This is a genomic window from Streptomyces sp. NBC_00873 (genome assembly GCF_045207415.1).
Taxonomy (GTDB): Bacteria; Actinomycetota; Actinomycetes; order Streptomycetales; family Streptomycetaceae; genus Streptomyces.
This window is the reverse complement of sequence record NZ_CP108803.1, coordinates 535,382-554,458: the sequence shown is the minus strand read 5'-3', so window position 1 is coordinate 554,458 and position 19,077 is coordinate 535,382. Positions and strand designations below refer to the sequence as shown.

At 69.3% G+C, this 19,077-nt stretch carries 14 protein-coding genes, 1 tRNA gene and 2 pseudogenes; 8 read left to right on the top strand and 9 right to left on the bottom strand.

What is annotated here, in order from left to right; all coding sequences use genetic code 11:
• The first annotated feature begins 291 nt into the window (after positions 1-291).
• From OH809_RS02570 to OH809_RS02560, 3 genes are all read left to right on the top strand, one after another.
• Positions 292-1,653 (top strand): hypothetical protein, encoded by a 1,362-nt coding sequence (locus OH809_RS02570; RefSeq protein WP_406514825.1) that lies wholly within the window; start codon positions 292-294, stop codon positions 1,651-1,653.
• 78 nt (positions 1,654-1,731) lie between these two features.
• Positions 1,732-1,804: transfer RNA gene (locus OH809_RS02565), tRNA-Gln, on the top strand.
• A gap of 173 nt (positions 1,805-1,977) precedes the next feature.
• Entirely contained in the window at positions 1,978-2,538 is a 561-nt protein-coding gene (locus OH809_RS02560; protein ID WP_406424408.1) for a YrhB domain-containing protein, read from the top strand.
• 215 nt (positions 2,539-2,753) lie between these two features.
• On the opposite strand, the gene OH809_RS02555 is transcribed toward OH809_RS02560, so the two are convergent.
• Positions 2,754-5,834, bottom strand: a complete 3,081-nt coding sequence (locus OH809_RS02555) for an alpha-N-acetylglucosaminidase TIM-barrel domain-containing protein (protein ID WP_406424410.1) — start codon at positions 5,832-5,834, stop codon at positions 2,754-2,756.
• A 124-nt stretch (positions 5,835-5,958) separates the two neighbouring features.
• The gene (locus OH809_RS02550; RefSeq protein WP_406425422.1) at positions 5,959-7,530 is read right to left on the bottom strand and encodes a beta-N-acetylhexosaminidase; all 1,572 of its coding nucleotides are present in this window, start codon (positions 7,528-7,530) and stop codon (positions 5,959-5,961) included.
• A gap of 1,113 nt (positions 7,531-8,643) precedes the next feature.
• Between OH809_RS02550 and OH809_RS02545 the strand changes: the two genes are divergently transcribed.
• Positions 8,644-9,729 carry an alpha/beta hydrolase family protein gene (locus tag OH809_RS02545; RefSeq protein WP_406514824.1) on the top strand — a complete coding sequence of 362 codons (1,086 nt, stop codon included), beginning with the start codon at positions 8,644-8,646 and terminating at the stop codon, positions 9,727-9,729.
• A 106-nt stretch (positions 9,730-9,835) separates the two neighbouring features.
• Here OH809_RS02545 and OH809_RS02540 read toward each other — a convergent pair.
• Positions 9,836-9,973: pseudogene (locus tag OH809_RS02540) on the bottom strand (IS701 family transposase); the annotation flags it as partial.
• Here OH809_RS02540 and OH809_RS02535 point away from each other — a divergent pair.
• Positions 9,923-10,129, top strand: a complete 207-nt coding sequence (locus tag OH809_RS02535) for a hypothetical protein (protein ID WP_406425510.1) — start codon at positions 9,923-9,925, stop codon at positions 10,127-10,129. The pseudogene OH809_RS02540 and the gene OH809_RS02535 overlap by 51 nt on opposite strands.
• A gap of 116 nt (positions 10,130-10,245) precedes the next feature.
• On the opposite strand, the gene OH809_RS02530 is transcribed toward OH809_RS02535, so the two are convergent.
• Positions 10,246-11,154: a LysR family transcriptional regulator gene (locus tag OH809_RS02530; protein ID WP_406424414.1), complete on the bottom strand. Its 909-nt coding sequence runs from the start codon at positions 11,152-11,154 to the stop codon at positions 10,246-10,248.
• 72 nt (positions 11,155-11,226) lie between these two features.
• On the opposite strand from OH809_RS02530, the gene OH809_RS02525 reads away from it, so the two are divergent.
• Complete coding sequence (locus tag OH809_RS02525; protein ID WP_406424416.1) at positions 11,227-11,616, top strand: RidA family protein; 390 nt, start codon at positions 11,227-11,229, stop codon at positions 11,614-11,616.
• Here the strand turns inward: OH809_RS02525 and OH809_RS02520 are convergent.
• The 5 genes and pseudogenes from OH809_RS02520 to OH809_RS02500 all read right to left on the bottom strand — a co-directional run.
• Positions 11,546-11,962, bottom strand: a pseudogene (locus OH809_RS02520) (hypothetical protein); the annotation flags it as partial. The gene OH809_RS02525 and the pseudogene OH809_RS02520 overlap by 71 nt on opposite strands.
• Before the next feature lie 97 nt (positions 11,963-12,059).
• Positions 12,060-13,442, bottom strand: a complete 1,383-nt coding sequence (locus OH809_RS02515; protein WP_406424418.1) for an SWF or SNF family helicase — start codon at positions 13,440-13,442, stop codon at positions 12,060-12,062.
• Positions 13,439-16,369, bottom strand: a complete 2,931-nt coding sequence (locus tag OH809_RS02510) for a DEAD/DEAH box helicase (RefSeq protein ID WP_406424420.1) — start codon at positions 16,367-16,369, stop codon at positions 13,439-13,441. The genes OH809_RS02515 and OH809_RS02510 overlap by 4 nt, the downstream gene beginning before the upstream one ends.
• Before the next feature lie 211 nt (positions 16,370-16,580).
• Positions 16,581-16,877 (bottom strand): transposase family protein, encoded by a 297-nt coding sequence (locus OH809_RS02505; RefSeq protein WP_406424422.1) that lies wholly within the window; start codon positions 16,875-16,877, stop codon positions 16,581-16,583.
• Between the two features lie 63 nt (positions 16,878-16,940).
• Positions 16,941-17,396 carry a hypothetical protein gene (locus OH809_RS02500; RefSeq protein WP_406424424.1) on the bottom strand — a complete coding sequence of 152 codons (456 nt, stop codon included), beginning with the start codon at positions 17,394-17,396 and terminating at the stop codon, positions 16,941-16,943.
• Between the two features lie 276 nt (positions 17,397-17,672).
• Between OH809_RS02500 and OH809_RS02495 the strand changes: the two genes are divergently transcribed.
• Together OH809_RS02495 and OH809_RS02490 are read left to right on the top strand one after the other, a co-directional pair.
• Positions 17,673-18,797, top strand: a complete 1,125-nt coding sequence (locus tag OH809_RS02495; protein ID WP_406424426.1) for a fatty acid desaturase family protein — start codon at positions 17,673-17,675, stop codon at positions 18,795-18,797.
• 96 nt (positions 18,798-18,893) lie between these two features.
• Positions 18,894-19,076 carry a hypothetical protein gene (locus tag OH809_RS02490; protein WP_406424428.1) on the top strand — a complete coding sequence of 61 codons (183 nt, stop codon included), beginning with the start codon at positions 18,894-18,896 and terminating at the stop codon, positions 19,074-19,076.
• Position 19,077 lies beyond the last annotated feature (1 nt).

Genomic DNA, 19,077 nt, shown 5'->3' with positions numbered 1-19,077 from the left:
GTCGGTGGCGCCCTTGACCCGGGCGCAGTACGTAGGTGTCGGGGCTGGGCTCGAAGCCCTTGTCGCACGGCTCGCAGCAGCCCTGAGTGCGCAGCGGTACTGGCGCAGAGCACTTGTTCCGTAGCTGTCGTATTCCTGGGAACAAGCAACGCAGAGTGGCGATGCAGCCCAGCCTCAACGGCTGGACACTGGCAAGCGGGCTGTCTCGAACTCGCTGTGTGCCTGCGGCAGACGGATAACCAGTGGAGCACTGGTCAAGCTGATGACAAGGTGACGCTTATGCCGTCGCCCGTGGTCGAACAACTGCTCCGTGAACTGCACGCATCACTCACACTGCGCAAGCGTCCTGAGGATGTGGCCCGGCTCATCCAAGATCTTCACGCCGCACAGGGCACCGATCTCGATACAGCGACCGAGGCGGCGCTCGCCAAGGCCGCCGAGCACTCGCTGCGCAACCTCTGGCACGGCTATACCTCCATGCTGGAAGAGTTCGCCCGTCCCGTCGGCGCGCAACGCCAGCTCGCCCGAGCGGCGAGCCTGTTCACGAGCGTGCCGGAACTGTCGGGCAGCGCCGGGGACGATCCCGCCCGGATCGAGGCGGTGATCCGGCGTGCAGGCGAGGAGATCGGCCGATCGTACGGACAGAACGACTTTGGCATGGACCGCCTCAACCGGGTCGAGCGCACGGCGGCGGGCCTCGGCGCGATCTCAAAACGCCAGTACAACAAGCGCTTCCGGCTTCTGCGCCGGATGGAAGCCAAACTGGCCCGACTCATCCACGAGCAGCACCGCCGCGAAGTGACGATGACCGGCAAAGGGGCGCTTGCTCACGCCCTGCCGTACGAGCTGTTCGCCACTGACTTGGACACGGCAGCCTTCATCGCCTACATCACGGCGCGTGGCTACATGCGCAGTGTCTTCACCAACGGCCGGCAACGTCAGGCCTACGACGAGGTCGCAGAGGCCTTGTTCCAGCGCCTGCGGGACGTTCCCGAGCGGACTTGCTGGCACGCGGTCGCGCATGTGTACCCTACGGCCGAAGTGCTGGCTCATGTGTCCGACCAGGACCTTACACAGTTGCTGGTTCGGTGGAACCGTTTCCTGCGCCAGGTCGCCGACCTGCTGGAAGACGCCTGGGACCGGCACCCGATGGAACGCGACACGATGATCGTGCGCCGCGGCAACGACTCGTCGACGTGGAACCAAGCTGCGCAAGCATGGAACACGGCCCGGGCACATTGGTTCGCGCTGCTCAGCGAGTTGGGCCAAGACGAGATCCTGGATCGTGTCTGCCCTGGCAAGGTGCCCCGCCTCATGGCTGCCGATGTCGCGTACTGGCACCGCATGAGCGGCGGCGGACTGCACCCGGACACCTACGTCTGGGCGGAGCTTCCTCTGCCCTGGGAAGTCCTCCGGGCTGAGAAGGAATGCCCACGCTCACTCGTCGAAGCAGTCTGCGCCCGGCATCGGGTGGACCCGGTGGCCAGCGCCTGGACCGTCCCCAGGCTGGCAGCTGAAGCCGTGTCTTTTCGGCGCACGCCCGAGTTGGTGCACGGAGTCGCCGTGGCGGACCCACTGATGGCCAGCGCGCTTCGGTCAGCAGGAGTCTTCTCCGGCAAGGACAAACGTGCTGCCGCTCACGAGTGGTGGTGATCGACGGCAATGAACGCACGGGGCTGGGCCTGCAAATCAGTTGACCCAGGCGGCAGCCCCAGCAATGATCACAGCGGCGACGAGGAAGCTCTGCGGAGGAGCGCCCGGCTCTGATCCCGGGTGGACGCAGGTTCGAATCCTGCCCTCGTCGCCCCTTCGCGTACTCGCCCCAAACAGCCTGACCAGCCGATTACTCCAGCCACTGTTTGTTGGCGGAGTGCACTTGCTCCGTGGGTGCGGTATTCCGGTACGGGCAGCGGCAGAGGCCCTGACGGCCGGGAAACCTGTTGGGCGCTGTTCGAGTCCGTGGGGGATGCTGCACGCGTGATTGAGCGAGATGCTGCGGTTCGGATCGTTGAAGAAGAGCTGGAACGCGACTATCAGCGTGAGCTGGCGGCGGGACTAGATCCGATGTGCATGGCTGTGGCGCACGTAGAGCAGCACGAGCTGGTCTGGGTGGTCTCCTGGACGTCCGAGGAGTACCTGCGGACCCGGAATCCTGACTTCATGCTCGCCGGGAATGGGCCGTACTTGGTTGACCGCCTCGACGGGGGTCTCCACCAGATCGGTGTCGTCTCTGCGGTAACTGAGGCCTGGGAGGTTGACTACCGAGTTCGCATACGAGGTCAGGCCGTACGGACCGCGGTGGACGACCTGCATGATGAGGTTCGGGCAGTGGCGGTTGCTCGCGGACGGATCCATGCCATGCACACCTTGCGACAGAGGCTGCCGGTGCTGACGCACACCCAGGTCATCCAGTATGTGACCGCCTTGCAGGACGGAGAGGCTCCGGAAGATCTCGTCGAAGTCGCTAGCAGAGAGCTGGTGCCGCCTGTCGATCCGGTTCTGTCAGTGCGGACCATCCGCAGGCCTGAACAGTGCTGAGGCACGCTGGCCTCACAGCGGCGTTTCAGGTCTCCTTGCGGCACGCGATGTAGTCGAACCAGTCGCGCTTCGCGTAGGCGGTCCATCGCGTGGCGTTGCTGATGCTCGTTCCGGTGAGGTCCGCAAGCACGGATGCGGGCGCTGCCGGCGGAGCCAGGCGATGTCGACTATCGGCAGACCCTCCGTCTTCGGGGGTCGTAGGCGGTCAGTCAGCGCTACTGCTCGGTTACGGTGAACTCGCGGAACGTGGCCAGGCCGGTGGCGCCGCTGCCGCCGTTGGCCGCAGTGAAGAAGACACCGATGTCCTGCCGCGCGGCGGCGGTGGGCACGGTCACGCCGGCCACCGCGGTCCACGTCGTCCGATCGGCGCTGCACTCCGCGTCGAACCGGTCTCCGGTCCGGCTGAGACGCAGCCAGACCGGCGCGGTCCAGCCGGCGGAGGCCAGGACCGTTTCCAGCTTGCCGTCTCCGTTGCGGTCGGCGCTGACCGCGCAGCCGTGCGCCGGTGTGACCGCGAGATTGAGAAAGCCGGTGGATCCATTGGTGGCCAGGGAATTTCGCACCACGATGCCGGCTCGGGCCCACTGCCCGGTGGAGTCTTCGGTGGTGACGAGCACCGTCGCGGTCGCCCCGTCGGCGAAGCCCCCGGGCAGGTAGATCGCGCCGAACTGATGGGTACCGCCCCACATGTCACGGCCACCACCATGGATGCCGAGCTCGTCGCCGGCGGCCACGAACGTGGCGGCGTTGAAGTTCGCGACGGCGTACGGGGCGCCGACCGGCGCTCCGACAAGGATCCGCTTCGGCACTGTGACCCGCCCGCCGCGCAGGCCCACCCGATAGTCCGCGGTGATGGAGAGGGTTGTCGCGACGCCGTCCGGCCGCCAATCGGCCGGCGCGGTCAGTCGCCACGTGACGTCGGCGCTCGCCCCACCGGCGAGAACGGGCGATGTGGTCGGGCCGGCCGCGGCGACCGTCACCCCGTCGGGCGCCGTCGTACTGACGGCGAGACGGTCCGCATCGGACAGCCCACTGCGGTTGGTGACTGTGCCGGAAGCGGTCAGCTCGCCGCCGGCGAGCAGAACGGGCCGGTCGGTACTGAGCTCGGCGTCGACCTGATGGGTGTCTGCGGCCAGGACCCGCCACACCTCGGCGGCCAGGCCGTACTCGTCGCCCCGCGGGTGCTGCGGGTAAACGGTGTGGTCGCGCGCCCAGGCGTCAGCGAGCGCGAACCAGTCGGGCGGCACCGGCGGCCGGCCGGTGCGCAGCGCGGTGCGCAGCACGGTGAAGTACGCCGCCCAGCGTGGCCGGTACACGTCGCGAATCAGGCCGTCCCACTCCCGGTTCGCGTAGTCGTGCAGGCCGCCGGTCACCGAAGCCGACCGGTCGCCCCAGACGGTGAGGATGCTGCGCTGGTCGAACTCCAGTTGATCGGCCTCGGCCTGATCGAGGCCGGCCTCCCGGGCCCGGGCGAGCCTGGGGCCGAGCAGGTACTCGGGCCGGGTGGACACGAGCCGGGCGAGCAGGTTCATGAAGCCGAGCCAGGTGTCGGTGAGTTCGTCGAACGTGGCCCGGTCAGCGTTCTGGTACGCGCCGTGGATCCGCGGCAGCAGGATCCGCGCGCGGTTGGTCAGAGCCTGCCGGGCGACGTCCACGAGGTCGTGGCGGTAGGCGTCGGAGCGTCTCAGCGACGGCGAGACACGCAGCAGCGCGGTCAGCGCGGTGTCGAAGTCGGCGCCCTCGTAGGTCATCGTGGTCGGCGACCAGCCGGCGCCGGTGGTGGCTGACAGGGACGGCTGCGCGCAGAACAGGCTGTCCTGCGGCTCACCCTTGTTGCTGGTGCCGGCGTATGCGGTGCGCGCGAGCGCCGACCAGGCGGCGGCGGCATGCGCGTCGTGACCGCCGTACCGGCGGGCGGCATAGTCGGTGAAGTAGTTCTGCGCGTCGACGCGTTGCGTGGTCCAGGCAAGTGAGGTGAACACGTCGAGGGCGGCGTCGTTGTTGTCTGCGGCCTCCGGCATCAACGCGATACCGGCGAGCGCGCTGTTCGGCTTGTCGCGCCAGTCCCGGTACTTTGCCAGCCAGCGGTCCGCCGCGCCGCCCAGGGTCGTCTTGCCGCCGAAGTTGAAGATCGTACCGAACGCGTACGGAGTGCCGGACCAGTCTTTTTCCCGGTCCACCGCGGGCGGTCGTTCGCTGAGCCCGTCGACGATGAGCATGCGCGAGGTGTCGACCGCGGCGAGCGTCTCGGTGCGTGGATTGTCCTGCCAGCCGAGGATCACCCAGATGGCGTCCGGGTGCGCGGCCCGCAGTGCGGTCTCCACCGCGGCCGACGCTTCGCCGACCGGTACCGGTCCAGGAGTGCCACCTTCGTGCAGCAGGTCGAGCTTGTACATCGAGGTGGTGCCGTAGCGTCGCGCGGAGTGTCGGTAGAACGCTTCGGCGATTCGGGCGAAGTGCTCGTCTCGCGGATCGATCCAGTCCGGGCGCTTGAAGCCGCACCAGGTGCCCTGCGGCACGATCGCCGCGCCGGGGTTTTTGTCGGCGAACGACGGTGGCACGGTCCCGTAGTAGCCAGGCAGTACCGGGGCCATGCCCAGGGCGCGAACATGGTCGATGATCTGTCGGCTCAGGGCGGCCCGCCGTTCGCGCAGTCCGCCGGAGACGGGACCTGCGAACCCGGTCATGTTCTGCAGCAGCCACCATGGCTGGTGTGCCGCTCCGGGTATCCAGGCCCGCAGTTCCGCGTCGGTGTAGCCGAACTCGCGGAACGTGTCGTGGTACACCGCGTCCGCGCCGAGATACAGCAGCACCTCGTTGCAGCCGTGAAGGGCGAGCAGATCGATCTCGCGTTGCCAGTACGTGAAGTCGCCGTACGGTTCTGTGTAGCCGTCGTTGGTGTCGTTGAGGGCGAACCGGTGCGGGACATCGGCGCGGCCGACGAGGGGCTCGGCGGGCGCGGGGAGCTGCCCCGGCAGATCGAGGTTGTCGGCGACCCACCAGGCCCCGCGGTACTGGCTGCCGAGGTAACGCTGGAAACCGGCGAGCATGGTGGCCGGGCTGGTGCCTTCGATGACCAGCGCGCCTGTCCTCCCGCTGACCCGGTACGTGTCGGCGCTGTCGCTGATCGGCCGGAGGCTGATCTGGTCGGCACGGTTGCCGATGAGCCGGCGCAGCGCCGCGGCGGCCGGAGCAGGGTCGAACGGGCCGTCGGCCGCGGCGGCGGCCGGACCGGGAACGAGGCCGGCGCCCAGAGCGGTTGACATGGCGAGCAGGAATGTGCGGCGGCGAGTCATGCAAGGGCTCCTCGGTCTGCGGCAGGGAGGTTGGCGGGAGGCGCAGACTGATTAACGTCGGCGCGGGGGTCGGGCCATCCGGACGAGTCTTTCCGTATGCGTTGAGGGGGAGCCGCTGCTACCGCTAGTCGGCCGGCCAGGGCACCTGCGCCGACTTGTAGTAGTTGACGCCGAGCGCGTCCCAGCGCGGGCCCTGTGCCGCGAGGCGCACCTTGTACGTGTCCCAGTCGTGCGTGGCCTGCGGCGACCAGCCCAGCTCGGCGACGCCGGGCAGCCTCGGGAAGGCCATGTACTCGACCTGCGCGGAGGTCGAGAGGGTCTCCGACCACAGCGGCGCCTCCACGCCCTGGACGGACGAGGCGGGCGCGCCCGGGATGTAGCTGCCCGGGTTCCAGTCGTAGGACCGCTGGACCTCGACGTAGCCGGCCCAGGCGAGGCCGAGTGGGGTGTCCTTGTTGTACTTCATGTCGAGGTAGACCCGGTCCGCGGGCGAGAGGACGAGCCCCGTCCCGTTCTGCGCCGCCGCCGCGACCTGTGCCTTCTCGGCGGCACTGGTCCCGTCGAGGCCCCAGTACTGGGCGATGGCGCCCTTCGCCGGGTTCGCGCCCGTCAGCTGGTGCCAGCCGATCACGGTCTTCCCGTACGTGGCGACGATCGGCTGCACCTTGTCCATGAACGTGACGTAGTCCTCATGGCTGGTGGAGTGCGCTTCGTCTCCGCCGATGTGGAGGTACTTGCCAGGGGTGAGGGCGGCCAGCTCGCGCACGACGTCGTCCACGAAGTCGTACGTGATGTCCTTGTTGACGCACAGGGAGCTGAAGCCGACGTTCGTGCCGGTGTAGAGCGGGGGCGCTACGCCGTCGCAGTTCAGGTACGCGTAGGAGGCGAGCGCGGCGTTCGTGTGGCCCGGCATGTCGATCTCGGGGACGACCTCCAGATACCGCGAGGCGGCGTACTGGACGATCTCCGTGTACTGGTCCTTGGTGTAGTAGCCACCCTGCCCGCCGCCCACCTGGGTGGAGCCGCCGTACTCCGCGAGGCGCGGCCAGGAGTCGATGGCGATGCGCCATCCCTGGTCGTCGCTCAGGTGCAGATGCAGCTTGTTGATCTTGTAGAGGGCCAGCTGGTCGATGTAGCGCTTGACCTTGTCGACCCCGAAGAAGTGCCGGGAGACGTCGAGCATCGCGCCGCGGTAGCCGTACCGCGGGCTGTCCTCGATGGTGCCTCCGGCGATCAGCCACGGGCCGGGCTGCTTGCTGCTCTTCTCCACCGCGGCGGGCAGCTGCTGACGCAGGGTCTGCACGCCGTGGAAGAGGCCGGCGGGCTTGTGCGCGGTGATGGTGATGGAGCCGCGCCCGGACTGGAGGCGATAGCCCTCGGCCCCCAAATCCTTGGCGTCGCGGCTGAGTTCGAGGCGGATGCCGTCGTGCCCGTCCTCGTCCGTGACCGGCAGCCGGTAGCCGGTGGGGGGCCGCAGGACCCCGGCGAGATAGGCCGCGACCTGCCGCGCGTCCCGCGAGTCGTCCTCGACCCGGATCAGGGTGTTCGAGGTGATCGCGTACGCCGGTCCGCCCGCCTCGACGGACGCGGGGGCGGGCACGACCTGGCCCAGCGGCGTGGTGGCCTGTGCGGCGGATCCGTTCTGGGCGGGGGCGGCGCCGACGGCGGACACTCCCGCGGCCGCGACGAGCAGCATCGAGCCGAACAGCCGGGTGGCCCTGTGATGCTGCTTCTGGTGCTGTCTCACAAACGGTCCCTTCGACGAGCGACGAGGTCGTGCTTCGCGGGGGGTTCACATCTGTGGTGCCGAGCAACCGAACAGTCACCATGGGTACCGTCCGCCCCATGAGCAGGTCAAGGGTGTAGACCAATTCTTACGGGGGTGGGTGACAGAATCCCAGCATGGCGGACATCATGTGCCGCGTCGGCCGGCAAGCCGACCGACGCGGCACCGTGATGCCGAAGGCACCCTCCGCGCCTTGCTGATAGGTGCTCAAGCCGGTGCCCGAGGCGGTTCGGCGGGCCTCCCAGAAGGTGGTGAAGGTGTGGTGGGCGGGGGGCGGCAGCTGCTGGTCGTCCGTCGGGGCCGGGGTGATGTCCCGGCAGTGCGCGCGGAGCGCCGTGGCAACGATGGTGGTGGCGGTGTGGGGCTGGGTCGGCTGTCCGTGGAACGTGCGGGCGACGTACCGGCGCGCTTCGGTGAGCAGATGGCGGTGCGAATCTTCCTGGGGTGAAAGGCGGAAACGGTCGCGACGACGTCCAGGGCTGCGATGCGCGACGGTGTACTCGAGGAGGGTGCGGGTGTGGAGGGTGCTGTAGGTTCTCGTCTCTGATGTCCCGTGGCACGGCGTTGACGTGCATCGATGCGGCTGTCCCACTCGGTGTCCTCCCGGTCTCCGTCTCACTTCCGTGTCCTTTTCGCACTGCCCGACGACAGTTGGGACAGGCCTCGGCCGCTCCTTCGGTACCTTCCAGACCGCATCTGGCCAGAGGCACGTCTTTGGGCCGGGCCCGTCCAACCCGCCCGAAGACCGGTCCGTGAACCAGTTCCCCAGCGTTGGTTCCACCTGTAGGGGAAACCCCCTCGCCGAGAGGGGGGTCTGCCCCAATGCACCGCGCGTGCCGGGAACGGCAGAGTCCAGCCATGACCTTCACTCGAATTCGTGGACGCCTCTCCGCCTCCACTGCACTCGCCCTGACGTGTGCGGGTGCCGTCCTGGCAGGGGCAGGGGCAGGGTGTGCCGACAATGAGAGCTCCTCCTTACCTGCCGCCCTGGCCGCTCACCAGCAGCCCACGGAGCGCGGCTCGGTGATCTCCGCGACCCCTGTGGTGGACATGGACGCCAAGGAGGTCACGGCCCGCCTGGAGAAGACCGGTATCCAGGCGGCACAGGTCCGCTACGGCGTACGGGCCCACCGAGTCGTGTACCGCACGGTCGATATGAAAGGCAGGCCCACCACGGCCAGCGAGCTGGTCGCGATACCCAAGAACGGCGAACCCGGCCTACGGGTCGTCTCCTGGCTGCACGGCACCGAGGTGTACCGGGGAGAAGTGGCCTCGGTGAATGACGAGTCCACAGACCGGGCCACGGCGTTGCTGTTCGCCTCGACGGGCCTCGCGGTGTCCGCCCCGGACTACCTCGGCCTCGGTGAGGGCCCCGGATCTCACCCGTACGGGGACCCTGAGGCGACCGTCACGGCCTCGGTCGATGCGCTCCGGGCGGCTCGTACGTTCGCTCAGCGCAACGGTCGCTCCCTCGACCGGCGAGTACTCATCAGCGGGTTCTCCCAGGGCGGACCCGCCACGATGATGGTCGGGCGGGCCCTGCAGCAGGGCACCGACCGGTACTTCCGCCTGGGTGCGCTCGCCCCGATCGCCGGCCCGTTCGATCTGAGCGGTTTCGAGGCCGCCGCAGCAGACGACAAAATCGCCCGGTCATCGCTTTACCTCGCCTACTTCGCGACCGCGTGGAACCGGATGTACGGCCTGTACGACACGCCGGGCCAGGCGTTCCGCGCCCCGTTCGACAAGACGGTGGAAACGCTGTTCGACGGCGACCACAAGGCGTCGGAGATCGCGGCCGCACTCCCGATGACGTCGAAGGAACTGTTCACCGACGAGTTCCTCCAGAGGGTGCGCAACCCCACGGGAAAACTGCGCCACAGGCTCCAGGCACTGGACACCACCTGTGACTGGCGGCCAGAAGTCCCGGTGCACCTCTTCCACGCCAAGGGCGACAAGGACGTCTCCGTCACGAACTCCCAGTACTGCCAGCGCCAGTTGACCGCCAACGAGGCCGATCAAGAGCTCAGCGACGTCGGGGACTTCGACCACGGCACGACGGTCCTAAAAGCTGTGCCACAGGTGGTACGCGAGTTCAACACCGCCCGCTGAACCAGATCGGCGGTGGGTGACGTCCAAACTGTCATACGACGGGCGAACGATAAGACAGGAGTTCGTCTCACTGCCTTGTCCTTAGTGCTCCAGCTGTAGATACCGATCATGCTTGGGTCGCGGCCTGACGTTTGTAGTGGCTGGCCTGGGAACGGGCTTGATGACGACGCCTCCAGTGGGACCAGCGAAGCCAGTGACCAGCCTCGTGGACGGGTCGGGCGACAAGGGTCAACGCACGGCGTTCGAATGGGACCTGCAACGCGACTTCCACCAATGGCTGCTGTCCGGCCAGCTGCAAGGCATCGTGCAGGTAGAGCCGACCGACGTCGGCATGGGGCGAGCCGACGTCATGGTCGTCTTCGGATCCGCGGTCAACACGGGTGGACATGAGGCCTCCTGAGGCATCAGCAGCTGACGGCGGTCAGGCTCTGCCCACGCGCAACGCCCGGTGACGTCGAGCTGAACACAAGGGAAGTACGCGACGAAGTGCAGGAGCGATCCCTGTCCCCGAGCGGGCTAGACTCTGGCCGACGGATCTCGGCTGACAGCCGCCAGGAGGCCTGTGACCAGAGGGTTCTGGTCGCTACGTCGCCAGGCGACGGCGACCTGCGTGCGGGCCGTGCGGGGCTCGATCCTGCGGAAGGCGACGCCTTTGAGACGGATGCGCCCGATGCTCGCCGGGGCCAGTGAGATGCCCAGGCCGGTTTCCACCAGGGCGCAGACGGTCTGCCATTCCACCGCGTACTGGGCCACGTCGGGCGTGAAGCCCGCGGCTGCGCAGAGGCCGGTGATTCGGTCATGCAGGCGTGGGCCCACCTCGCGAGGCAGGAGTACGAAGGGCGAATCCGCCAACTGCGCAAGCGGAACCGTTCGTTGATGTGCGAGAGGATGAGCGGACGGGAGCACCGCCACGAAGGGTTCGGTCAGGACCGTCCTGAAGCCGAGCTCCGACTCGTCGGCGGGGGGCTCGCGCAGCAGACCGATGTCGATGGCCTTGTCGCGCAGGGCGGCGATCTGCGGAGCCGTGGTCATCTCGTGGATGTCCAGCCGCACGTCGGGGAACCGCTCCCGGAAGGTGCGCAGCAGCCCCGGCAGAACGGTCAGGGCGAGGGAGGCGGAGAACCCGATCCGCAGGCGGCCGGCTCGGCCGCCCCCTACAGCCCGGGCCGCGGCCAGGCCGTCCGCGAGGTCGCTGAGGGCCCGTCGGGCGGCGGGCAGAAGTTCCCGCCCTGCCGGGGTGAGGGTGACGCGTCCCGGTTCACGGCTGAACAGTGCGTGGCCGACCTTGTCCTCCAGGCGTCGGATCTGCTGGCTCAGCGGCGGCTGCGCAATCCCCAGGCGCACGGCCGCGCGGCCGAAGTGGAGTTCCTCGGCGAGCACGAGGAAGGCGTGCAGTTGGGGCAGGGGAAGTTCGGGTCTCTTCATACGCCTAGAGATATCAGGCCATGCCCATCGTCGTATTAGACGTATCCGTGCTGGTCACTTAGCGTTCGGTGCATGACAGAGCGACGTGTGATTCTCAGCGGCTCGACCTTTGAGGAGCAGATCGGCTATGCCCGCGCAGTGATCGACGGCGACTGGGTGCATGTGTCCGGGACGACCGGCTTCGACTACACCACCATGACGATCTCCGACGACGTGGTGGAGCAGGCGGAACAGTGCCTGCGCAACATCGAGGCCGCGTTGGCCGAGGCGGAGTGCACCGTCGCCGATGTCGTGCGGGTGCGGTATCTGGTGCCCGAGCGGGCCGACTTCGAGCCCTGCTGGCCGGTTCTGCGCCGGTATTTCGGCGAAGTCCGGCCGGCCGCCACGATGCTCATGTGCGGCCTCGCCGACCCCCGTATGAAGATCGAGGTCGAGGTGTACGCGCGGAGGACCACCGTCTGACCGCCCGGGGAATGATCGGCAACCGGTCCGTGGGCGTCGGTGTCCGGATCTCACTGGGCGCTGGGTGTGCGCGGAACGGCAGCGGTGCCGGGGGTGCCGACGGCCAGCTCCCGAGCGGGGCCAGTGACCGGGCGGAGCCGGAACCCGGCTCGGCGTGATGGACGACCAGCAACTGGCCGTCGGTGCCGGAGACGGCGAGTTCGGCGCGGTACAGATCGAGGTCGCCCACCTCGGGGCGGCGCGGGTGGGCGACTGCCGCATCGCGTCGGCGCACCTTGTGGTGTGCCCACAGGCTCCGGAAGTGATTGCTCTCGAGAGAGAGCTCCTCGACGAGGGCCGCCAGGCGTGGGTCGTCGTCACCGCCGCTACCTGCGCAGACGCCCGATCAAGCACACGATCCCCGGGCCGAAGGACCAGCGGGCCGTGGCCACGGCGGCGTCCGATCATGGCTCTGTCAATGACCCGCCGGCCAGGACCTGACCTTCGCCGAGCGCGCCCGCCAGCACTGCCGCAGGATCGTCGTCCGCCGGGCCCGCCGGGTTCCAGCGACCACGCTCCTTGCGGTACGGCCACCAGCGACCGTCCCGTCCGTACCGCAGCTGTACGCCGCCACCCGCAACGGTCCAGCGGTTGCCCGCCGCCCGCAACTGCGGGCGCTCGCCGTCCTCCCATCCCTCGGCGAGCCGCGCACGGGCCTTGGCGAGGGACTCCGGATCGGGCGCCCATTTCTCGTCGAGCACTGCGAGTGCGGCCGCCCCGCCATAACCCCAAGCTCGCACCGCCGCGTCGAGTTCGGCCCGCTGCCGCCCCGATCCGGTGCTCAGCCGTGTCACGATCCAGGTCTCGGGACGAGCGTCGGCGATCAGCCGTACCGCGTCCTGTTCAGGCGTCAACTCGTGCTGCACCGGCTGCTGTTCATGGCCCCACGCAAGGGCGTCCGCCAGCATCCGGTAGGCACGTACCGCACTGTCCGTCACCAGGACTTCCAGTGCCGCCGGGTCGAGACCGGGCTCCGGTTCGGTCTCCGTGTGCAGCGACGGGGCGGGACCGGGCTCCGCGGGCAGCGGCGGGGGAGCGGGCAGCGGGGGCAGGATGTCTCGCGCGGCGAACGTCTCGTCCGCCCGTACGCCGCGCACCCTACGGTTCTCCGCAGCGGAGGACTCCGCGGGTTCCCGCTGCGCGGCACGGACCGCGATCCGCACCTGGAGCTCGTCGAGCAGCCGCCGTTCGCCGCGCCCGCGGATCAGCAGGAGTACGAACGGATCCTGGTCCAGCAGCCGCGCGACCTGGTAGCAGAGGGCGGCGGAGTGCGGACAGTGGTCCCATGCCTCGCACGTGCACTCAGGATCCAGATCTCCGATGCCCGGCAGCAGATCGACTCCGGCCGCCGCCGCGTCCTCCACCAGATGCGGTGGCATCTCCCGGTCGAGCAGTGCGGCGATGTGGCCGGCCCGGTCGACGGCCATGTCCAGGAACCGGTCCCATTCCTCCTCGCTCAGCTGCTGAAGCAGCACATCACTGCGGTACGCGGTCGAGTCCCGGTCCTGGACGACCGCGGTGATCCGGCCGGGCCGTACGGAGACCGCGCCGACCCGCCCCTCGCGGGCGAACCGGCGCCCCTGCTTGACCTGTTTGCCGTCCAGTGCCGTGTCCTCGAGGGCCTTCAACCATGCCCGGCCCCACCAGGACCCGGCGAAACCGCGGCCCCCCGTCGGCGACAGGGCGGCGAAGGTGCGTTCCTGAGCCGGTGCCGACTCTTCATCGGCCATGTCGTCGGACTCGTACCCGTCGATCCCGTATGCGTCGTTCTCATAGCCGTCACTCATCGCGCGCCCCCTCGCAACTCCACCAGATTCGCCAGTTCCGCATCGGTCAGTTCTGTCAGCGCCGACTCGCCGGAACTGAGCACCGCATCCGCGAGACCCTGTTTGCGGGCCACCATGTCGGCGATCCGGTCCTCGATCGTTCCCTCGGCGATCAGGCGGTGCACCTGCACCGGCTGGGTCTGCCCGATGCGGTACGCGCGGTCGGTGGCCTGTGCTTCCACCGCCGGGTTCCACCAGCGGTCGAAGTGCACGACATGGCCGGCCCGGGTGAGGTTGAGGCCCGTCCCCGCCGCTTTCAGCGACAGCAGGAAGACGGGGGCCTCGCCGGCCTGGAACCGGTCCACCATGGCCTCGCGTTCGGCGATCGGCGTGCCGCCGTGCAGGAACTGGGTACGCACTCCGCGCGCTGCCAGATGCTGTTCGAGCAGCCGTGCCATCTGTACGTACTGGGTGAACACGAGCACGCTCGCATCCTCCGCGAGGATCGTGTCGAGCAGTTCGTCCAGGAGCTCCAGCTTCCCCGAACGGTCCGCGATCCGCGGCCGCTCCTCCTTGAGGTACTGCGCCGGGTGGTTGCAGATCTGCTTCAGCGCCGTCAGCAGTTTCATCACCAGGCCGCGCCGGGCGAACCCGTCTGCGCCGGAGATCTCGGCCAGGGTCTCCCGTACCACCGCCTCGTACAGACCGGTCTGTTCCGCCGTCAGAGACACCGCACGGTCCGTCTCCGTCTTCGGCGGCAGTTCCGGAGCGATGCCCGGATCGGACTTGCGCCGCCGCAGCAGGAACGGCCGGACCAGCGCGGCGAGCCGTTCGGCCGCCGCCGGGTCGCTGTCGCCCTCCACGGCACGCGCGTACCGGGTGCGGAACGTGCCGAGCCGGCCCAGCAGCCCGGGCGTCGTCCAGTCGAGGATCGCCCACAGTTCGGAGAGGTTGTTCTCCACCGGGGTGCCGGTGAGTGCCACCCGCGCTCGCGCACCGATCGTCCGCAGCTGCTTCGCGGTCGTCGAGTACGGGTTCTTGACGTGCTGCGCCTCGTCGGCGACCACCATGGACCACCCGGCCTCGGCGAGCCTCGCCGCGTCGAGCCGCATCGTGCCGTACGTGGTGAGGACGAACTCGCCGTCCACCAGGCCCTCCAGGCTGCGGGACGCGCCGTGGAAGCGGCGCACCGGCGTGCCGGGAGCGAACTTCTCGATCTCCCGTTGCCAGTTGCCCATCAGCGAGGCCGGGCAGATCACCAGGGTCGGTCCGGCAGCCTCGTCGACGCTCTGCCGGTGCAGATGCAGGGCGATGAGCGTGATGGTCTTGCCCAGACCCATGTCGTCGGCCAGACAGCCGCCGAGGCCGAGCGAGGTCATGGTGTGCAGCCAGTTCAGACCGCGCAGCTGATAGTCCCGCAGCGTCGCGGCGAGCGCGGCGGGCTGACCGACCGTCTGCTGCTCGCCCGACTCGGGATCGGCGAGCCTGGACCGCAGCCGGGCGAGCCAGCCGGTCGCCTGTACGTCGACCCTGCGGCCGTCGACCTCGGTGGAACCGGTCAGTACGGCGCCGAGCGCGTCGATCGGGGTGACCTTGCGGTCCTGCGCCTCGCAGGCGCGGCGCGCCTCCTCGGGGTCGATGAGCACCCACTGGTCGCGCAGCCGGACGATCGGCCTGCTGGCCTCGGCCAGGCGGTCCAGTTCGGCGCGGGTCAGCTTCTGGTCGTCGAGTGCGAACCACCAGTTGAACGCCAGCAGCGCGTCGGCGGACAGGAACGACGGGGTGTCCGACGCGGACCGCCCGTTGCGGGATTCGCCGTCGCCGTCGCCGTCGCCTCCGTTCTCGTCGTCCGGCGGGCCGATCACCGCGCGTGCGGTGAGGGTACGGGCGAGCTCCTTGGGCCAGTGCACCTGGACCCCGACCGCGGCGAGCGCCCGCGCGGCAGGGCCGAGCAGTTCGGTGATCTCCTCATCGGCCGGATCGACGGAATCCGGTACGGCGGCGGACAGCAGCGGGGTCAGCGGCGGCCAGGCGCGGGCGGCGCGGCGTAGCGAGAGGAGGGCGTCCATCCGGGCCCGAGGACCGAACGCCGCCGCGGTCGGTGCGTTGCCCGCCCAGACGTCGGCGGCATCGGCGACCAGTGTCGGATCGCTGACGCTGTGGATCTGCAGGACCGCACGGAAGGACGGCCCGACGCCCGGCTCGGTGTCCTTGTGGGCCCCGGGAGGACCGGTGAGCTCGATGTGGGCCCCGGGAGGACCGGTGAGCTCGATACGCAGCGAGAGCCGCACTCCCGCGTCGTGCCCGGCCGCGACATCAGCGGCCCAGCCACGACGGTCCGGCAGCTGCTGCGGCGTGTCGACAGCGAACGCCGGGCTGCCGGTGGCGAACACCGCTGCGGGCGTGCGCGGCAGGCCGTCCGCGACCGCGTCCAGGAATGCGCGCAGCAGCCGCTCCGGCTCCGGCAGCAGCACGGGCTCGGCGTCCTCGTCGAGCGGCACCGCATGGGCGGCGGGGGGCATGGAGGCCGCGAGGTCGCGGATCCGGTCGAGATCGGCGGCCGTCAGGGGACCGGTCCGCCAGGCGTCGTGGTCCGTGGCGCTCAGCCCCGGCAGCAGCAGTCCGCGGGCGGCGAGTTGGAGGGCGAGGAGTGCGGCAGCGCCCCAGAACGCCGCCGCGGGATGGGAGTGCGCGGCCGCCCGCGCACGGGTCAGAACGGGCAGGGAGTCGCGCACGGGCAGCAGCAGGGCCGGAACACGGTACGGGCGGGCATCGGCCCCGACGACGGTCAGTTCCCCGACCGTCCCCGGGGCATCGGGCGGGCTGCTGCCGTCCGGATGGCAGAAGGCGACCCGGCCGGTGCGGGCGGGGTCCGAGGGCAGGAAGACGACGGAGCAGCGGGAGAGCGCGGAGATCTCGGCGGGGGACGGCGCGGGAAGCCTGTGCACGGCGATGTCGGATTCCTCAAATTTGACTAGTGGATGCCAAGGTCGCCGAGGATACCCCACGACGGCGGTGTCCGGGGGTGCGGTCGCCGTGATCCACGTCACTTCCATTGAGTTGGTTTCAACCTGAAGTTGCTGGTCACGGGGCTGGCGTGGGACGTGGCTGGGGTGCTCGCACCGGTCGGAGCCTTGATCGGCAGTGGGTGATCGTCGGTCAGCGCTGGACCACGGCGCTCGTCAGCACGAGGAGTGCCCGCAGTAGCGTGGTCGCGTGTCGGGCGTTCATACGGATCTTGGTGAGGATCCGCCAGTTCTTCAGGTCGGCGAAGCCATGCTCGTTGGCCGCACGTTCGCGGCTGACCAGCCGGTTTGCTTTTTTCTGGGCGTCGGTGAGTGGGTGGCCGCGGGGCGCCCGGCGACCAGTGACGATGACCGGGTCGTCGGGGTCGTCGTCCAGGCCGACGAAGGCGAGGTCGGCCAGAGCGCCCAGGCTGGCTTCCCGCAGGCTCATTCGCACGGACACCCCAACTCCCGCCGGGTCCCGTGCGTTACGCCTCGATCCGGACGCGGCCGGTCATCGGGGCGGCCTCGCCGGGGCGGTGAACCGGCCGGCGGGGGTACGGTGCAGCCAGCCCCGGTCCGCCGGGCGCTTGAGCTTGTCGCGCACCGGCTCGACCTGCCCGGGCAAGGTGCCCTTGCCGAGCTTGACGCTGACGTCCTTGGCCGGGACCGGCTCCGACGCCGCGGACACGATTGTCACGATCGCCTGGTAGTCGGCGGGCAGCGCTCTCTCGGTCATGCCCGGCTCGCGGTGCGGGACCAGCAGCATGCCGCCCGCGCCCGGAGCGGTCGTGACCCGTTCCAGCTCCTCGGCCATGGCCGGGTCGTCGGCCTGCCCACTCTGCTCGGCCTCGATGAACTGCCCGATCACTACCTCGGCGGCCTCCAGCCGGGCCACCTCGGCATCGATCTCGGCGAGCTCCTTACGCAGCCGCTCGGCACGGTCCGCCAGCACGACCTGGCGCTGCATCACCCACACCAGCACATCCGCAACAAGCAGCCCCTTCCCGCCATCGGCTCTCTTCGGAGCCTATGAGGCACTCGGGGGCCCGACCCGGCGTAGCTTCACTGGATTTTCCCCACCTTTCGTGTCTGTCGGCTGTCGGGTGCAGCCAGCCCCCCTCTGTGAGGAGGGGGCCTGCCCCCCGGAATCCCGGGTGGTGGCGCCATGGTTGGCGTGCGGCCCCTGCCCGTACGTTTCAACAGGTCAGAGCAGATTTCAAGCCTCCCAGAGACCGGAGACGCCATGCCCGAGGCCGTAGTCACCGTCGCGGACCGCACCCGCGACCGTGCCCGCAGTGCGGACAGCGCCGGAGGAGCGCGAGACGCCCCAGGCACCGGAACTGCCGCACCGGCGGGATTCGAGCGGGGCGCCGGAGCTTCCGGGAGCGACTTCGCGCCTCTCCTGCGGGCCGTCAAGGCACACGGACTCCTGAAGCAGCGCACCGGTTGGTACGCGGCACGCATCGCGGCCAACCTCCTCGCCCTGGGCGCCGTGACGACCGGCCTGGCCCTCCTCGGCAACACCTGGTGGACCCTGTTGCTCGCCCTGCCGTTTGCGGTCTTCTGGGCCCGCACCGCATTCGTCGGCCATGACGCCGGCCACGCCCAGATAACCGGCGACCGAAAGACGAGCCGGTTCATCGGCCTGATCCACGCCAATTTGCTCCTCGGCATGAACGAGGCCTGGTGGAACGACAAACACGTACGCCACCACGCCAACCCCAACCACATCGACAAGGACCCGGACGTCGGCGTCGGCGCCCTCGTGTGGACCCAGAAGCAGGCGGCTCAGCGCGAAGGCTTCGCCCGCTGGCTGACCCGTAACCAGGCCCGGCTGTTCTTCCCGATGCTGCTCCTCGAAGGCATCGCCCTCAAGATCTCCGGCTTCCAGTACCTGCGGCAGCAGCCGGTCCGTGAGCGGGCCCTCTCGGCAGCCCTCCTCGTCACCCACCTCGGGTTGTACGCGACGCTGCTCCTCACCGTCATGTCTCCCGGCAAGGCAGTCGTCTTCGCACTCGTGCACCATGCACTCTTCGGGCTCCACCTGGGCATGGCCTTCGCGCCGAACCACAAGGGCATGGAGATGCCCGATCCCGACGGCGAGCGCTGGGGGCATCTCCAGCGGCAGGTCCTCACCTCGCGCAACGTGCGCGGGGCCGCCCTCACCGACTGGTTCCTCGGCGGGCTCAACTACCAGATCGAGCACCACCTCTTCCCGAGCATGCCCCGCCCCCATCTGCGTCGGGCACAGCCCCTGGTACGCGCCCACTGCGAGGCGCTCGGTATGCCGTACGCGGAGACCGGACTCGTCGAGTCCTACCGGCAGGCGCTGCAGCACATGCACGAGGTCGGCGAACCGCTGAGGTGACGCGGCGGGAGGCCCGTCGCTGCGGGCTGGAACCGATGGGGACGCGGAGGCGTTCTCACAGCAGGAGCGGCGTGAGCCGCGTAGGAGGCGTGGACGATGTCGAAAAGCGCAAAGATTGCCATCGGGGGAGTCGTCGCGGCAGTCATCCTGATGCCGTTCATCGGGTTCTGGCTGTCGCTGCTGGTGCTGATCGGAGTGCCTGCGGTGGCCTACCTGATGCTGGATCCCTCCCAGCGGCGCAGGCTCCGCAGGATCACCCGTAAGGAAATAGGCCGCTGAA